Raw genomic sequence first — 17413 nt, 5'->3', positions numbered from 1 at the left:
TTAACAGGTATGTAGAAGAGGGGATTCAAATATGAAGGCAACAGCAAGAGCACATACGAATATCGCTTTAATTAAGTACTGGGGAAAGCGGAATGAATCATTAATTCTCCCTGCCAATAGTAATCTTTCCGTTACATTAGATGGTTTTTCTACAGAGACAACCGTGCATTTTCAAGAGGACTTAAAGAAAGATATTTTCCTTTTAAATGAACAGAATGTAGAAGGGAACGATCTGGGAAAGGTAGCAGTATTTTTAGATAAGGTTCGGGCTCTTTCTGGAAATGAAATATATGCACAGGTTCAATCAGTAAATCATGTGCCTACTGCTGCCGGATTTGCATCCTCTGCATCCGGTCTTGCAGCATTGGCTGCTGCAAGTGCGAAAGCAATAGGGCTCTCCTTAGATGATACAGAATTATCAAAGTTAGCCCGCCAAGGCTCCGGTTCTGCATGCCGTTCTATTTATGGCGGTTTTGTTGAATGGCAGATGGGAGAACGTGAAGATGGAGCAGACTCCTTTGCAGTACAGGTTGCGGACAGATCTCATTGGGATATTCGAATTGCCGCTGTTGTTTTGTCGAAAACAATGAAAAAGGTCTCAAGCAGAGAGGGAATGCGCCGCACGGTAGAAACCTCTCCTTTTTATGCAGGCTGGCTTGAGCAGATACCCAAGGATTTACAAGAAATAAAACAAGCAATTGCTGATAAAGATTTTGAGAAAATGGGGAGTATTGCAGAGGCAAACTGTCTGCGGATGCATGCCACGACATTAGGCGCTAACCCGCCCTTTACTTATTGGCAGGATACAACGATGCGGGTGATGCAGACTGTGCAAAGCTTAAGAGAACAAGGGGTTCCGGCGTTTTTTACAATTGATGCAGGTCCTAATGTAAAAGTATTATATTTACCGGAAGACGAGGATAAAGTGAAAAAACGTCTGCATTCCATTGAAGGCGTAGATGATATTATTATTAGCAAGCCGGGAAACGGAATCAGCTATCTATAGGAGGAGTAAATGGTGGCAAAATCAATTACAGTCAGAGTACCGGGGAAATTAATGATTGCAGGAGAGTTTGCCGTATTAGAGCCTTATCAGGATTTAGCAGTGATGGCTGTTAATCGTTTTGTATATGCTAACGTTTCTGATGCAGACAGTCACCAGCTGACTTTATCCGATTTTTCGCTTCATAAAGTCCCGTGGTCCTGGCGAGAAACTGACATACATATTGAATCTGGTGACCCCCGGCTGTCCTTTGTGAAAGAGGCACTCCGGGTTACTTATCGTTATTTGGAAGAACAGGGATCACCTATTCGACCAATGCATGTATCAACACGCAGTGAATTGGATGATATCTCTGGTGTAAAATATGGTTTGGGTTCGAGTGCAGCAATTGTTACTTCGATTGTAGCGGGAGTATTACATTTCCAAGCTCCAAAACTGGCAGATAAAGATATCATTTTCCGTTTGGCGGCGTTATCACATGTAGTTACGCAGGGGAACGGTTCTGGTGCAGATGTAGCTGCATCCACATATGGTGGACTGCTGCAATTTTCATCCTTCCAGGCAGATTGGCTTCTCGAGGAATACAAAGAAGCAGGCTCTATCTCTGAGGTGGTAAAGAAGGATTGGAAATACTATAGATCCAAGCCAATCGCCTTACCTGAAAATGTTTACTTCTGCGTGGGTTGGACAGGCAACGCAGCCTCTACGAAGGATTTAGTGAATCGGGTTCGTTTATTGAAGGTGAATAATGCAGAAGCTTATAATAAATTTTTACAAGACAGTAAAGATGCCGTTTCCCAATTTTTAACAGGGGTGGGGAATAGCGACCTGACTCAATTATTTCAGGGAATAAAAGCAAACCGAAAAGCTTTGAATCAAGTAGGAGAAGCAGCTGATACCAGTATTGAAACACCTGACCTTGCAGTATTATGTAAGCTTGCGGAGGATCTTGGAGGCGCCGGGAAACCTTCTGGAGCCGGGGGTGGAGATTGTGGAATTGCTTTTATGCCTTCAGAAGAAACAGCAAAAAAACTAGCCCTTTCCTGGGAAAAAGAAGGAATTAAAGCTTTGACATTATCCCCTTTTGTTGGTGGAGAAATGATGATTGAAGAGAATGACTCTATATAAAAAATCCTGAACAGTATAAAAGGAGAGCCGTTTTGCAATGTATATATTGTAAATCGGTTCTTTTGTTTATGAGTTTAAATTATGATTATCTTTAGATTGACTTTGATGAATTTTATAAAAATAAAAAAAGAGTGATGATATGAAGGGAAAAATAAGATATTATTATTCGTAGAGATGTTACTTAGTTAACAAAGGATACATTTGGATATATGCAGACTGAAAAAAGGCACAAAAAAAGACATACATAACACATGTCTTTGAAAAGAAGAGCAGGCATTCAAGAGGACCTTTTTAAATAGGCATAGATTAGAGCATCGAGTTTTTCGCTAGTGGCTAAGACGACTTTGGAGCTTAACCCATGCTCTTTAGATAAGGTCATCATTTCTTCTCTGTATTGTTCAATTTTGATGAATAATGTTTTCTTATCCACAAATGTCACTCCTTTTTTAGTATACTTATCGTTAGGTATACCCTGCCTGAAAAAAAATAAACATTCTTTTGAAAAAGTGAAACCTTACAAGCGGTTGTTTCGTATAGAGAGTACCGCATAATGCGGAGGTAATTAGATGGAACAATTTATAAAGAAAAAAATTATACAAGTAAAAAAAGGGGATCAGTCTGCTTTTTCAGATGTAGTAGCCTTTTATCAGGATAAAATATATCAGCATTGCTACCGCATGCTAGGCAATAGGCACGAAGCGGAGGATATGGCACAGGAAGCATTTATACGTGCTTTTGTAAATATTGATTCATTCGATGAAAATAGAAAGTTTTCTACATGGTTATACCGGATTGCTACAAATTTAACCATTGATCGTATGCGCAAGCGCAAGCCGGACTATCATCTCGATGCAGAAATAAAAGGAACAGAGGGTCTTGATATGTATTCCCAGCTTGCCAGCACAGAACGTCTTCCTGGAGAAGAAGTAGAGAGCCGGGACCTGCAGCGGTATATTCATCATGAGATTTCTCAGTTGCCTTCTAAATATCGAAGTATTATTATGCTCAGATATTTAGAAGAATTTTCTCTAAAAGAAATCAGTGAGATTCTTGATGTCCCTCTTGGCACGGTAAAGACGCGGATTCATCGGGGGAGAGAGGCCCTAAGAAAGAGGCTTCGACATGTGTAAAGGAGCGTGCTTGATGTGAGTTGTAATGAAAAATATATAAAAAGAATGCATGACTATTTAGACGGGGATATTTCTGCAGAAGACGAAAGCTTGCTAAGAAGGCATCTGGAAGATTGTGAAGATTGTCAGAAGCATTTTCATGAACTTAACCGGACGATTACTTTAATTCGAAGTGCGGAGCGGATGGAGGCGCCGGTGGGTTTTACAGAAAATGTTATGCGTAAACTGCCGACAGAGAAGAAATCTGTGAAGTACAAGCGCTGGTTTAAACGTCATCCAATCCTTGTTGCAGCTGCAATCTTTTTCCTGCTGATGATAGGCAGTCTGTCGTCTACTTTTAATCAGGGAACAGATCAGCTTGTGGTTTCAACGCAGGAAGAGCTTGTTATTGACGGAGATACAGTTATTGTACCGGCAGGCGTAACGGTTCCGGGCGATGTCTACGTGAAGAACGGAGATTTATTAGTGCTTGGAACCGTTGATGGTAATGTAACCTTATTTAACGGAGAGCTCCTGGATAGTGATTCCCAGCTTGATGGAGGTAATCTAATGGCATCTGCCGGAGGAGTAAATGGAGATTTAGAGACCGTTGATCAAACGTTTGAATGGATTTGGTATCATGTAAAGAACTTCTTTAAAGGGCTATTCTCGTTCTAATTAAAATAGATAGATATTGAAAAAGAGAGCACATATCGCTCTCTTTTTTTAGGGACATATGTCCCGTGTATCAGAAAGAACATCCTTACATTGTTATTATAAGCATAAAAAATCTGAAACAGAAAAATGATAATAAACGAAACTACAGATAGGTCTGTTTTTACAAATTTATGATATAATAATTACCGACTGCAATTTCATATAGTCGATGATAATATAGATAATTTTTAAAAATAAACGAGTAATTCTATTGGGTAAAGGATGTGTGCACATGCTTGATGGGGGATTTGACATTTTAAATCTGCTGCGGATAGGCGTTGATATCGCTCTCGTCTGGTATGTATTATATAAATTAATCATGCTGATTAGAGGAACAAAGGCTATTCAGTTATTAAAAGGGATAGCCGTTGTATTGGCTGTGTGGGGAATAAGTGTACTGTTAAACTTACAAACCATTCAATTTATTACCGGGCAGGCAATCACTTGGGGAGTAGTAGTTACGGTTGTTTTGTTCCAGCCGGAGCTTCGGAGAGCACTGGAACAGCTGGGAAGGGGAAATATCTTTGCCAGGTCCGGCAGCACGGCTGAAGAAATTATACAAAATGAGATTGAAGCAATTGTTACATCCTGTAATTACATGGCAAAAAGAAGAATTGGTGCGCTTATTTCCATTGAAAGAGAAACTGGAATTGGAGAATATGCGGAGACAGGAATTCCGATTAACGGAAAGCTCACCCACCAGCTTCTGACAAACATATTTACACCGAATACACCATTGCATGATGGTGCGGTGATTATTAAAAATGAAGAGATTACAGCTGCGGCCTGTTATCTGCCTTTATCCGAGAGTCCTTTTATCTCTAAAGAATTAGGCACCAGGCACCGTGCAGCAATGGGAATCAGTGAAGTGACAGATGCCCTGACGATTGTTGTTTCCGAGGAAACAGGCTCCATTTCTTGTACAAAGAATGGCGAGTTACATCGTGATATAAATGAAGAAAAATTAAGAGAAATGCTTTTAACACATTTATCAATTGTGCCGAAAACCTCTGACAAAAAATTATGGAAACGGGGGAATGGTAAGCGTGGATAATTGGTTTAGAAGTAAATGGTTTGTTCGTGTGCTTTCTTTAGCCTTTGCGGTTACGCTCTATGCGTTTGTAAATGTATCAGAAACGCCAAATTCAGATGCAACGTTCTCTGGCTCAAGCGATGCCACAGAAACCCTGGATAATGTTCCCGTAGATATTCGAATTGACCGCGATAAATATGTTGTCAGCGATGTTCCGGAAGAGGTCCAGGTTACTTTGCAGGGGAACAGGGCCAGCTTGACACCGTATTTACTTCAGCGTAATTTTGAGGTATACGTTGACTTGGAAGGTCTTGGGGAAGGACCTCATGATGTAGAACTGCAGCATAATATACCGGGTGATGTGGAAGTATTTATTGAGCCGAAAACGGTTCAGGTCAACATAGAAGAACGGGCATCTCAAGAGTTTACTGTAACTGCCGATCTTATTAATCAGGACAAAATGGCAGATGGATATGAAGTGGTCAATTACAGCATTGACCCGGAAACGATAACGATAACGAGCTCCCGAACTGTCATTAACTCTATTGGTTCCGTAAAGGTTTATGTAAATATGGAAGATGTAGATGAGTCGATTAATAATCGCGAGCTTCCAGTAAATGTATATGATGTGCAGGGAAATGAATTAAATGTTAGATTAGACCCTGAAAGTATTCAGGTTTCCGTGGAAGTGGATAATCCCAGTAAGTCTGTACCGCTCTCTGTAGAAACAACAGGTGAATTAGGAGATGACCTTGAGCTTGGTTCTATTTCTGCGAACACAGATGAAGTAGAAATTTACTCTCAAAGTGATGTCCTTGATGATATTTCTGAAGTTAACACGGAACCGGTAGACCTGTCAGATGTTGAAGAATCCGGCACAGTGGAGGTCCCGCTTGATTTGCCGGAAAATGTGCAGGCGCCTGAAACCGATGAGGTAGAAGTAACGATTGAAGTAGATGAGACGAAGACGATTGAAGATGTGCCTATAGAAGAAGAAGGCCTAGGAAATGGACTGGAAGTCTCTTATCCGGACTCTTCACTTGATGTGGAACTAAAGGGAGATTCCGCGTTGTTGAATGATTTAACAGCAGATGATATTCGTGCGGTGCTGGATTTCTCTGATCTGGAACCGGGAGAGCATAATGTGCCTGTTACGATTGAGGCACCAGATGATGTGACTGCTACAGGAAGTATAGAGGAAGTAACAGTTGAAATAATTGATCCGGCTGAAACGGCAGAAGACTAGCTGTATATTGGATGGTCAAAGGAGAGGTATAATAATGGGTAAATATTTTGGAACAGATGGTGTCAGAGGAGTAGCTAATGAAGGCTTAACTCCTGAATTGGCATTTAAGCTCGGCCGCTTTGGCGGTTATACGTTAACAAAAGGCAGTGAAAAACCACGAGTTTTAATTGGCAGAGACACGCGTATTTCTGGACATATGCTGGAAGGAGCATTGATTGCCGGTTTATTATCTACAGGCGCTGAGGCTATGCGGCTGGGTGTTATCTCAACTCCTGGTGTTGCTTATTTAACAAAAGCAATGAGCGCACAGGCAGGTGTGATGATTTCCGCATCCCATAATCCCGTAGAAGATAACGGGATTAAGTTCTTCGGACCGGACGGATTTAAGCTGACAGATGAACAAGAGGCAGAAATTGAAGCTTTATTAGAAAAAGAAGAGGATGATTTACCTCGTCCGACAGGCCCTGCTATCGGATCAGTGAGTGATTATTTTGAAGGTGGACAAAAATATCTGTCCTTCTTGAAAGATACGATTGATAATGACTTTGACGGATTACGTATCGCAGTCGATTGTGCGCATGGAGCAACTTCCAGTCTGGCTACACATCTATTTGCGGATTTAGAAGCAGATATTCATTCTATGGGCTCCACACCAAATGGTTTGAATATCAATGATGGTGTTGGTTCCACGCATCCTGAAGGCTTGCAGCAATTTGTGCTGGATAAAGAGGCTGATATTGGACTGGCTTTTGATGGAGATGGAGATCGTCTTATTGCTGTTGATGAAAAAGGAAAAATCGTGGACGGCGATAAAATCATGTTCATCTGCGCAAAGTATCTGAAAGAAATTGGCATGCTTCGCAAGGATACAGTAGTGTCGACTGTAATGAGTAATTTAGGCTTTTATAAAGCATTGGAAGAAGCAGGTCTGAAAAGTGATAAGACAGCAGTTGGTGACCGTTACGTTATGGAAGAAATGCGCAACAACGGTTATAACTTAGGCGGAGAGCAATCTGGTCATATTATCTTTTTAGATTATATTACAACAGGGGACGGACTGTTATCTGCATTGCAGCTTGTAAATGTGATGCGTGAATCAGGCAAGCCTTTATCAGAACTGGCAGATGAGATGACCATTTTCCCACAGACTTTAATTAATGTTCGCGTAACGGACAAAAACGAAGCGTTGACAAGCCCAATCATCTTGGACGAGGTACAGGCTGTAGAGGAAGAACTGGGAGAGAATGGACGTGTTTTAGTTCGCCCATCCGGAACTGAACCGCTTGTGCGTGTCATGGTAGAAGCGAAGACAGAAGAGGATTGCAAAACATATGCAGAGCGCATTGTAAAAGTGATTGAAAATCTTTTAGGCGCTTAAGGAAGCAGAAAAGGAGCTATCATCAAATGCAGTATTTGCATGATAGCTCCTTTCATATGTATTTTATTGACAGACTATAACCAAACGCTGGAATTAATAGCACGTTTCGTATATGGATTGTTCCTCGTGTATGAAATTTCTTCAAATGATAATCTTCCTTCTTTTATTAATATGAAAAAGAAATCAAATTTTTCTAAAATGTATGCGTTGACATAGACGAAAAGTTGTGCTACGATTTAATCATAAGATAAAAGTTAACTTTTTTTAAGGAATGTAACCTTAATTGGGCATAACCTGAATTGATTTAAAAACGCTATTAGTGCGCTTTTAAACAATTTAGGTTTTTTTTAATTCCATCAGATACTGCATGCATGAGTTATCGAGTAAAAAGTAATGGTTGATTGTTTTAGTAAAATGCGAATCAGGTGTGGGTAAAAATGAAAATCAAAAAAATCTTAAATAACAATGTTGCCATATCCCATAATGAGCTGAATCAGGAAATCATTGTAATGGGGCTGGGCCTGGCCTTTCAAAAAAAAGAAGGATCTTCGGTTGATCCATCTAAAATTGATAAAATATTTATTTTGGAAAGTAAAGGCATATCCAATAAAATCGCTGAATTATTAAAAGATATCCCGGAAATCTATTTAGAATTAGCGCATGATATTATTGCGTTAGCAAAGGATAAACTGCCCTATGAATTAGATGAATACTTGTATGTTGCTTTAATAGATCATCTGAATTTTGCTGTTGAAAGACACAAACGTGGATTGGATTTAAAAAATGTCTTGTTGTGGGAAGTCCGAAAATACTACAAACAAGAATTTAAAATTTCATTAGAAGCAATTGATATGATAGATGCAGAATTGGATATAAATCTGCCAGAAGATGAAGCTGCCTCTATCGCATTGCATTTCGTTAATAGCCAGATATCTGGGGAAAATATGGCTAAGACAGTCCAAGTGACCGAAATGGTGAATGATATATTAAACATTGTTAAATATTATTATCAAATGGACTTAGATGAAGACTCCATTAATTATGAGAGATTTTTGACACATTTACGCTTTTTTGCAATGCGTTTTGTCCGAAAAGAAAAGACGGAAAACAATTATGACGAATTTTTATATGATCAAATCAAAATCAAATATAATAAAGCGTTTCGTTGTGCTGAACGTATTGCCACTTATATTAAGAATGATTATGATTGGGCAATCTCACATGATGAGATATTATATTTAACATTGCATATTTATCGTTTAACAAGCCGGGATTAAGTAGATTGCGGTTGATAAAAATAAAATAAAGAAATGGGAATGTAACCTTTTTGGGCATAACCCGAATGATTTGGAAAGCACTATTTGTGTTCTTCCAAAATGCATTCGGGTTTTTATTTTTTTAGATAATAAAAGGGGGGTTAAGATGAAATACGAAAAATTAGCTAAAGATATTATTGAAAATGTCGGCGGTAAAGAAAATGTTAAGAGTGTTTTCCACTGTATTACTCGTTTGCGATTTAAATTAAAGGATGAAGGGAAAGCGAATACAGAAGTATTGGAAAATATGGATGGCGTTGTAACTGTCAGGCAAAGTGGCGGTCAATATCAAGTTGTAATTGGGAATCATGTGGCCGATATTTATAAAGCAGTTGTAGCTGAAGGCGGTTTTGATGCTGAAAAACCAGTGGATGCTGAGGATGCAGATGGAGCAGAAAAAGGCAGTCTATTTAATCGTTTTATTGATATGATTTCTGGTATCTTTACTCCAATTCTTGGCGTATTGGCAGCATCTGGTATGATTAAAGGTTTTAATGCTTTGTTTGTTGCGCTCGGCTGGCTTAATGAGACAGGAGGGACGTACCAAGTTTTAAATGCAACTGGGGATGCTCTGTTCCATTTCTTACCTATTCTGTTAGGATATAGTGCTATGAAGAAATTCGGTGGAGCCCCGTTTATTGGTATGGTCATTGCCATGGCTCTTGTGTATCCAGCACTTGAAGTGATACCTCAAGCAGGAGAGCCTTTGTACACATTATTTGCAGGAACTATGTTTGAATCTCCTGTATATATTGAGTTCTTTGGAATTCCGGTTATTCTAATGACCTATTCCATGTCCGTTATACCAATTCTTATAGCAACATTTTTTGCAGCTAAGCTTGAAAGATTCTTTACGAAAGTGATTCCTTCCGTTGTAAGAATGTTTTTAGTTCCAATGTTTACATTGCTGATTATTGTTCCATTGACCTTTATTATAATCGGTCCTATCGCAACATGGGCGAGTCAGATGCTCGGAACGGCAACTGTTTGGATATATGATTTAAGTCCTTTGATTGCTGGAGCTTTCATTGGCGGTTTTTGGTTAGTATTTGTTATGTTTGGACTCCATTGGGGACTTGTTCCAGTTGCAATTAACAACCTTACAGTTATAGGTTCTGACCCAGTTTTAACATTGATGTTTGTTCATTCATTTGCTTTAGCGGCAGCGATTCTAGCTATTTGGATTAAGACAAAAAATCAGAAAACGAAAACACTTAGTGCGCCGGCATTTATATCTTCTATATTTGGTGTTACTGAACCAGCTATGTATGGTATTGCCTTGCCACTTAAAAGACCTTTTATTATCACGCTCATTTCGTCAGCAGTTGGTGGTGCGATATTAGGATTATTTGGTACAAGAAGTTATGTCATGGGTGGTCTTGGTATATTCCAGTTCCCGAGTATGATACATCCAGAAGAAGGTTTTAACACAGCATTCATGGGGGCCATTGTGGCTGTTGTGGTTGGAACAGTATTAGCTTTCGTATTAACTTACTTTTTTGGCGGTATTAACAATAATAAAAGCACAGCAGTAACAGAGAGAACTGCTCAACCGGCAGAAGATAACGTTGAACAAAACGTAAAAAATGAAGTGATAGGAAGCCCTTTAAATGGAGAAGTTAAAAACTTGGCTGACATTTCCGATTCCGCTTTTTCATCTGGTGCATTAGGAAAAGGTGTAACTATCCAACCCACAGAAGGAAGATTAATTTCCCCTGTAACCGGAACTGTTTCTGCTTTATTTGGAACTCACCATGCGATTGGTATTGAAACAGAACATGGCGCAGAGCTATTGATTCATATTGGAATGGATACAGTTCAATTGGATGGGGAATTTTTCAAATCTCATGTTTCCCAAGGAGATAAAGTAGAGAAAGGCCAGCTGCTCATTGAGTTTGATATAGAAGCAATTCAAAAGGCTGGATATGAGGTAATTACCCCGGTAGTTATCACAAACCATGATCAGTATAGGGTTATAGAGATTGAATCACAAGGGAATATCCAGATTGGTGAGCCATTAATAACACTGGAAAATGAATAACGATAGAAAAAATATTGGGAGGGGGATTATGGGAAAATATTGGAAATTATTTGCTGTATTATTCTTGTTCGTTGCTGTTACCGCTTGTAGTAATAATGCGGAATCAGAAAGGAACACTCATATCGATACAGAAGAGAACGATGTAGAAGCATCCGTAAGTGCAGATAGTGAAGAACTTACTATTTATATTGTACGCCATGGAAAAACAATGTTAAATACAACAGATCGGGTGCAAGGATGGTCAGATGCAGTGCTGACACCAGCCGGTGAAGAAGTAGTCAGGCAAGCTGGGAGTGGTTTACAGGATATAGAATTTCAAAACGTTTATAGCAGTGATAGCGGACGAGCCATTCAGACAGCGGAGATTATTATGGAAGAGAACGAAGCGTCGGATGACCTTAGCATTGCAACAGATGAACGTTTTCGTGAATTTAACTTCGGGACTTATGAGGGGGACTTAAATGAAACAATGTGGCAGGATATTGCCGATCTTCAGGGGGTTACTATAGAGGAATTCGGCGCGAATCTTAACCTGGAATCATTTGCGGATAGTGTTGCTGCTTTGGATGAAGGAAGGGATGAAGAAGGACTCAACTGGCCGGCGGAAGACTATCAAACAATTACAGAACGCTTAACAGCCGGTTTTGAAGAATTAGTAGAAAACGAAGCTGGTCAAGCTGGTTCAGGAAATATCTTGCTGGCATCACATGGGTTAAGTATATCTGCGTTATTAGATACTTATTTTGAAGATTATGAAACACCAGAAGGCGGGTTGCAAAATGCAAGTGTATCTGTTGTAAAGTATCAAAATGGGGAATTTACACTGGAATCTATTAATGATATGAGCTACGTGGAGCAGGGGCAGGAATAACAGGATTTTAAGTGAAATGGACTTCTATTTCTCAAGAAAAATTATATCGCATTTAGCATAACCCGTACTCGATTTTTCAAGGGTAATAATAAAAAACAGTACAAATAATTAGGAGGTAATGTCTTATGACAACAACAAGATTTCCAGAAGGTTTCTTATGGGGCGGGGCAACTGCTGCCAATCAATTAGAAGGCGGTTTTGATAGTGGTAATAAAGGATTAAATATTGCCGATGTGCTGCCAGGTGGTAAAGAAAGGCTGACAGTATTAAGTAAACCAGGATTTAACTGGGAAATCGATAAAGAAAAATACCACTATCCGAACCATTTAGGTATTGATTTTTATCATCGCTACAAGGAAGATATCGCTCTATTTGCGGAAATGGGGTTCAAAACATACCGTATGTCAATCGCTTGGTCCAGAATTTTCCCGAACGGAGATGAACGTGAACCAAATGAAGAGGGATTAGCATTTTATGATCGTGTATTTGACGAACTGGAAAAATATGATATTGAACCAGTTGTCACCCTGTCGCACTATGAAATGCCATTAAACTTAGTGAAAAATTATGGCGGTTGGAGAAGCCGGGAAGTTGTTACATTTTTCGAAAGATATGTTGAATCCGTGTTAAATCGCTATAAAGATAAAGTGAAATATTGGTTAACATTTAATGAAATAAATAGTGGAATAATGATGCCTGTGATGGGACTCGGATTTGCTATTCAAGAAGAGGAAGATCGATACCAGCCAACATTCCAAGCTTTTCACCATCAATTTGTAGCAAGTGCGCTTGCTGTTAAAGCTGCGCATCGAATTATCCAAGGGTCTCAAGTTGGGTGTATGTTGATTTATGCCCCTGTTTATGCTTATGATTCAAACCCTGAAAACGTCATGTATGCCCACGAAGCAAGTCGTTTCTTTAATAATTTCTGTGGGGATGTTCAAGTTCGCGGGAAATATCCTGCATTTATAAATCATTATTTCAAGGAACATAATATTAATATTGACATGGAAGATGGAGATCTGGAACTTATAAATCAAGGTACCGTGGATTTTATTTCTTTCAGTTACTATATGTCCCGTACAGAGAGAAAAGAAAAAACAGCAGATGAAATGGCTCAAGGGAATATGATTGGCGGCATTAAAAATCCATTCCTTAAAGCGAGTGATTGGGGATGGGAAATTGACCCAACAGGACTTCGTGTTTCGCTAAATGAACTTTATGACCGTTATGAAATACCATTATTTATTGTAGAAAATGGACTGGGCGCTTACGATAAAGTTGAAGAAGATGGTAGTATTAATGATGATTACCGAATTGAATATTTAAGGGAACATATTGATGCAATAGGCGCGGCAATTGAGGATGGTGTGGAAGTGATGGGATACACTCCTTGGGGATGTATTGACCTTGTAAGTGCTTCAACTGGTGAAATGTCTAAACGCTATGGTTTTATACATGTAGATTTAGACAATGAAGGTAATGGAACACTGGAACGTAAAAAGAAAAAATCATTTTACTGGTATCAAAATGTTATTAAAACGAATGGGGAAGAGTTATAAAATGAGCTGCTGCACAATCCGGTACCGGATTGTGCAGCAGCTTTTTATGAACCCAAAGAAACAAGATCACCAGGGGTCTGTATTATTAACCTATGATGGTACACTAGCATAGAAAAATAAACTCTTATCAAATGCATTTCATGTATTTTGCGTCAGTTCCTTCTTATCCCTAATCAGGTATTTTAATTGTTATTCCATTAGAACCCGTAAGAATCCTCTTTCTTTTTTCTAACCCATTCAGCTGCCTCAAAAGTATCCACAGTATCTTCCACTAAACGCTCTAATCGAAAAGCCGCATCGTCATCGATTAATTGCTTTTGCCGAAAGCTTTTTTCTTCGATATAGACATAAGTTTGGACGATTTGTGCTTTCATATAGGCTAATGTAGGCTTTAATTGATAGTCAGCTACTAAGTAATGCTTGGAAGAACCTGCTGTAATAAAGAAGCTGACTACCTTATCACGAAAGGCTCCTGCAGGAAGCAAATCAAAAATATTCTTTAAGCTCGCCGGGATAGATGCCTGGAATACCGGTGTACCAATAATAATCACGTCTGCCTCCATAATTTTCCTGGTTACCGAGGCTGTATCTCCTGAATAATCCAGATAGTTACGGCCGTCACTAAATTGCAAATCATAATCCTTTAAATCAATCAGTTGAAAATCTGCTTCCGGATATTTTTCATTGATTTCTTTTGCGACCACATCCATTACTGTCCGTGTTTTTGATCCGACAATGGATCCGGATAAACCAATAATATTCATTTGTTATTCCTCCTGATTTTTTCCTGTGTACTTGCGAATCGCCGGCAGGATTTCTTCCGCAATGACTTCAATATTTTTTGCCAATTGTTCGAATGGGACACCCCCAAAGTCCATTTGAGCAAGATAACGCTGATGTCCAAAAAGCTCATATTGATAAAGGATTTTCTCAATAACCTCCTGCGGGCTGCCGACATTGATAACACTCCGTTTATCCCTGGCCTGTGCAAATGCCTGCTTTGGAAAACCTTGTCCATTGGACAGCTTCATTCCTTCATTAATATAAGGATATATCTGTTTCAAGGCATCCTGGCTTGTTTCTGCCACATGGAAAAATCCAGTAACCCCTACAGGAAGCTCAGTCGTATCATGACCGCTTCTTCTTGCAGTTTCCCGATACGCATCAACAACATTTTTAAAAGCACTTGCAGGACCGCCAAGTGTTGCCAGCATCATAGGAACACCGGCATAGCCTGCTTTCATGGCACTGGCAGGGGTGCCGCCGACTGCACGCCAGATTGGCAATGTGTGATTTTTAGGACGGGGCAGAACCTGCGCATCTTTTAATGGGGCCCGATATTGCCCCTCCCAGCTGAGGCTTTCATTTTCATTAATTTGCAATAATAGATCAAATTTTTCTTCAAATAATGCTTCATAATCCTGCACATCATAGCCTAATAAATCAAAGAGTCCAATCCGGGAAGCTCTTCCCGCAATAATTTCCGCACGCCCATCAGAAATTAAGTCAATTGTAGCAAAATCCTCATAAACCCGAACAGGATCCGAGGTACTTATAATGGTAGACGAGCTGCCAATTTTGATGTTATCTGTTGCCTGCGCAATAGCAGCTAACACAACACTGTGCGCCTGCGTTGTAAAGTAATCCTGATGACTTTCTCCGACACTGAAAAAATCCAATCCTGCCTGGTCGGCCAGCCTTGCTAATTCAATAATTTCCTTAATCCGCTGCTGTGCCGAAATTCGTTTTCCAGTGAAAGGATTAGCTATATGATCTCCGAGCGTGTAAAGTCCAAACTCCATTCCCTTCTTTTGATTAATACGATATTTTTCCATCCTGTTTGCTCCTCTTTTGTTTTTTAGGTCTTATTTTCCGTATGACTGGACGCCAATTAAAACTATTTATTAAAAATACATTCAAAAGTACTTTACTCATATTGTTTTCTTCTGTTTCGATTGTTCCACCTATCACTTTACTGTTCAATTGATAAAAATGCAATTAAAATAGCTTGAATTAAAGATAGTTTGTTTTCTAAATATCCGTCTGAAGTCGGAGGGGGTAAAAGACTAAAGTTGCTGGTTTATGCTGTGAATAATGGTATAATATAGAAAATACTGAAAAAGAGGAGTGCAGATATAGAATGATAACATTTCCTAAACCGAAAGTTGAACAGTTCTTTTACACGTATAGTATTTACCATTTTCAACTAAGTAAAGATGAAAAAAAGCTGGTGTTTTCAACTAACTTAAGTGGAAAACGTAATTTATGGGCCTTAGACTTAAGTAAAGAGCATACATATCCGTTTCAATTTGCCCAAAAGAATGAAGCCTCCTTATTTGTGCAATTTGATCCAAATGGTAAGTACGTGCTAACAAGCTTTGATTCTGATGGGGACGAAAATTATCAGATTTACGCATTACCTCCAGAGGGAGGATTACCGCAGCCGCTGATTACAGGAGCAGAGAATGAAAAATATTTATTTGCATATCTGAGTAAAGACGGGAAACGCGTATATTACAATACTTCAGAGAATAATCCAAGCTTTTTAAACACACGGGTGCGTCATCTGGATACAGATAAAGATGAGCTCCTGGTAGAAGGAGAAGAAGCGCCGACATCACTTGTGGCTGTATCTGATGATGAGAAGACCTTGGTATATGAAAGCATGTTTGCGAATACCTATAATAATATTTTCATTCAAAAGGGAGATGAAAAAATATATCTTACTCCCGATCCGAAAAAGGTGCATGTATCCTATGAACCGGTGTTCACGGATAATAATACTATTTATTTCCCGACGGATTATGAAAGTGAATATACGTATTTAGCAAAGTATGACATCAAGCAAGGTGCATTTTCCAAGGTTCTTGAAATAGAAGAAGAATCAATAGAGACGGTAAAATACGATAAAACATCTGATTCACTGTATTTGGTAACGGAAAAAGGTGTTGTAGATAAGCTTTATCAGTATAAGGTGAAGTCAGAAGAGCTGAATGAAATTACGAAACCTTTTGATATGATTGATCAGGTGACAATAACAGAATCAGGTGCAGTTTATCTTCTTGGACGGTTAGCGGTAAAACCGGATAATATTTATCGTCTGAATAACAGCGGGGAATGGGAGCAGCTGACGGATAATCGTGTTTTAGGAATATCTGAAGAGGAGCTTGTTGACCCTGAAATTGTAACCTATTCTTCTTTTGACGGGATGGAAATGGAATCATTGCTATTCCGAGCGAAGCCGAAGAATGCTAATGGCTATACTGTATTTTGGCCGCATGGCGGTCCTCAGGCAGCTGAACGGAAATTTTTCCGTGCTATGTTTCAAAGCATCCTAAATCGCGGTTACCATATTTTTGCGCCGAATTTCAGAGGGAGTACAGGCTATGGCTCCTCCTTTGTTAAGCTTGTTGAGCAGGATTGGGGGCACGGACCGCGGCTTGATAATGTAGAAGGTATCAAATGGTTGTTCAACCAGAAAATTACCGATCCGGACCATCTCTTCCTGGTAGGTGGAAGCTATGGCGGTTACATGGCGCTGCTCCTACATGGACGTCATCCAGAGTACTTTAAAGCAGTAATCGATATCTTTGGTCCTTCCGATTTATTTACTTTTGTTAATTCTGTACCGCCGCATTGGAAGCCGATTATGGAAAGATGGCTTGGCGATCCGGAACGGGATAAGGAACGTTTTGTAAAAGATTCTCCAGTCACTTATTTAGAAACAATGACAAAGCCGATGCTGGTAATCCAGGGCGCAAAAGATCCCCGTGTTGTGAAAGAGGAGTCGGATCAAATTGTTCAGAAGCTGCAGGATAAAGGTAGGGACGTCGAGTATCTGGTGCTGGAGGATGAAGGACATGGATTCTCGAAAAAAGAAAATGAAATTAAAGTTTATAAGCGGATGTTAGATTTTATGGAGAAGCATAAGTAAGAATAAAACATCAGCAGAACTCCGGGAAGGAAGGGTAATGATAATGGAGGCATGCTGATGTTTTTTTAACCAATA

At 39.4% G+C, this 17413-nt stretch carries 15 protein-coding genes; 12 read left to right on the top strand and 3 right to left on the bottom strand.

Annotation, left to right across the window (positions count from 1 at the left end; translation table 11 throughout):
- Positions 1–31 precede the first annotated feature (31 nt).
- Complete coding sequence (mvaD, locus tag IEX29_RS23365) at positions 32–1006, top strand: diphosphomevalonate decarboxylase (RefSeq protein WP_188737762.1); 975 nt, start codon at positions 32–34, stop codon at positions 1004–1006.
- Between the two features lie 9 nt (positions 1007–1015).
- Entirely contained in the window at positions 1016–2131 is a 1116-nt protein-coding gene (locus IEX29_RS23360; protein WP_188737760.1) for a phosphomevalonate kinase, read from the top strand.
- Between the two features lie 277 nt (positions 2132–2408).
- On the opposite strand, the gene IEX29_RS23355 is transcribed toward IEX29_RS23360, so the two are convergent.
- The gene (locus tag IEX29_RS23355; RefSeq protein WP_188737758.1) at positions 2409–2561 is read right to left on the bottom strand and encodes an aspartyl-phosphate phosphatase Spo0E family protein; all 153 of its coding nucleotides are present in this window, start codon (positions 2559–2561) and stop codon (positions 2409–2411) included.
- Between the two features lie 136 nt (positions 2562–2697).
- Here IEX29_RS23355 and sigW point away from each other — a divergent pair, with 136 nt between their 5' ends.
- The 9 genes from sigW to IEX29_RS23310 all read left to right on the top strand — a co-directional run bounded on the left by sigW (position 2698) and on the right by IEX29_RS23310 (position 13404).
- Positions 2698–3261, top strand: coding sequence for an RNA polymerase sigma factor SigW (sigW, locus tag IEX29_RS23350; RefSeq protein WP_188737756.1), 564 nt, complete (start codon positions 2698–2700; stop codon positions 3259–3261).
- Between the two features lie 15 nt (positions 3262–3276).
- Positions 3277–3918, top strand: coding sequence for an anti-sigma-W factor RsiW (gene rsiW / locus IEX29_RS23345; protein WP_188737754.1), 642 nt, complete (start codon positions 3277–3279; stop codon positions 3916–3918).
- Between the two features lie 271 nt (positions 3919–4189).
- Positions 4190–5011, top strand: a complete 822-nt coding sequence (gene cdaA / locus IEX29_RS23340) for a diadenylate cyclase CdaA (RefSeq protein ID WP_077605003.1) — start codon at positions 4190–4192, stop codon at positions 5009–5011.
- Positions 5004–6236: a CdaR family protein gene (locus IEX29_RS23335; protein WP_188737752.1), complete on the top strand. Its 1233-nt coding sequence runs from the start codon at positions 5004–5006 to the stop codon at positions 6234–6236. The genes cdaA and IEX29_RS23335 overlap by 8 nt, the downstream gene beginning before the upstream one ends.
- 34 nt (positions 6237–6270) lie before the next feature.
- On the top strand, positions 6271–7614 hold the full coding sequence (gene glmM / locus IEX29_RS23330) for a phosphoglucosamine mutase (protein ID WP_188737750.1): 1344 nt from the start codon (positions 6271–6273) through the stop codon (positions 7612–7614).
- Positions 7615–8051: 437 nt separating this feature from the next.
- Positions 8052–8891: a BglG family transcription antiterminator LicT gene (gene licT, locus IEX29_RS23325; RefSeq protein WP_188737748.1), complete on the top strand. Its 840-nt coding sequence runs from the start codon at positions 8052–8054 to the stop codon at positions 8889–8891.
- A gap of 145 nt (positions 8892–9036) precedes the next feature.
- Positions 9037–10971, top strand: coding sequence for a beta-glucoside-specific PTS transporter subunit IIABC (locus IEX29_RS23320; protein WP_188737746.1), 1935 nt, complete (start codon positions 9037–9039; stop codon positions 10969–10971).
- A 25-nt stretch (positions 10972–10996) separates the two neighbouring features.
- A complete protein-coding gene (locus IEX29_RS23315) occupies positions 10997–11842 on the top strand; it encodes a histidine phosphatase family protein (RefSeq protein ID WP_373290717.1) in 846 nt (281 codons plus the stop codon).
- Between the two features lie 125 nt (positions 11843–11967).
- Positions 11968–13404 carry a glycoside hydrolase family 1 protein gene (locus tag IEX29_RS23310; protein WP_188737741.1) on the top strand — a complete coding sequence of 479 codons (1437 nt, stop codon included), beginning with the start codon at positions 11968–11970 and terminating at the stop codon, positions 13402–13404.
- Positions 13405–13601: 197 nt separating this feature from the next.
- Here the strand turns inward: IEX29_RS23310 and IEX29_RS23305 are convergent, their stop codons facing one another.
- Both IEX29_RS23305 and IEX29_RS23300 read right to left on the bottom strand, forming a co-directional pair.
- Positions 13602–14168 (bottom strand): NADPH-dependent FMN reductase, encoded by a 567-nt coding sequence (locus IEX29_RS23305; protein WP_188737739.1) that lies wholly within the window; start codon positions 14166–14168, stop codon positions 13602–13604.
- A gap of 3 nt (positions 14169–14171) precedes the next feature.
- Positions 14172–15239 carry an LLM class flavin-dependent oxidoreductase gene (locus IEX29_RS23300; protein WP_188737737.1) on the bottom strand — a complete coding sequence of 356 codons (1068 nt, stop codon included), beginning with the start codon at positions 15237–15239 and terminating at the stop codon, positions 14172–14174.
- 305 nt (positions 15240–15544) lie between these two features.
- On the opposite strand from IEX29_RS23300, the gene IEX29_RS23295 reads away from it, so the two are divergent.
- Entirely contained in the window at positions 15545–17338 is a 1794-nt protein-coding gene (locus tag IEX29_RS23295; RefSeq protein WP_188737736.1) for a S9 family peptidase, read from the top strand.
- Positions 17339–17413: the final 75 nt, after the last annotated feature.

Source organism: Oceanobacillus neutriphilus (genome assembly GCF_014645515.1).
Taxonomy (GTDB): Bacteria; Bacillota; Bacilli; order Bacillales; family Amphibacillaceae; genus Oceanobacillus; species Oceanobacillus neutriphilus.
This window is presented reverse-complemented; position numbering and strand designations above follow the sequence as displayed.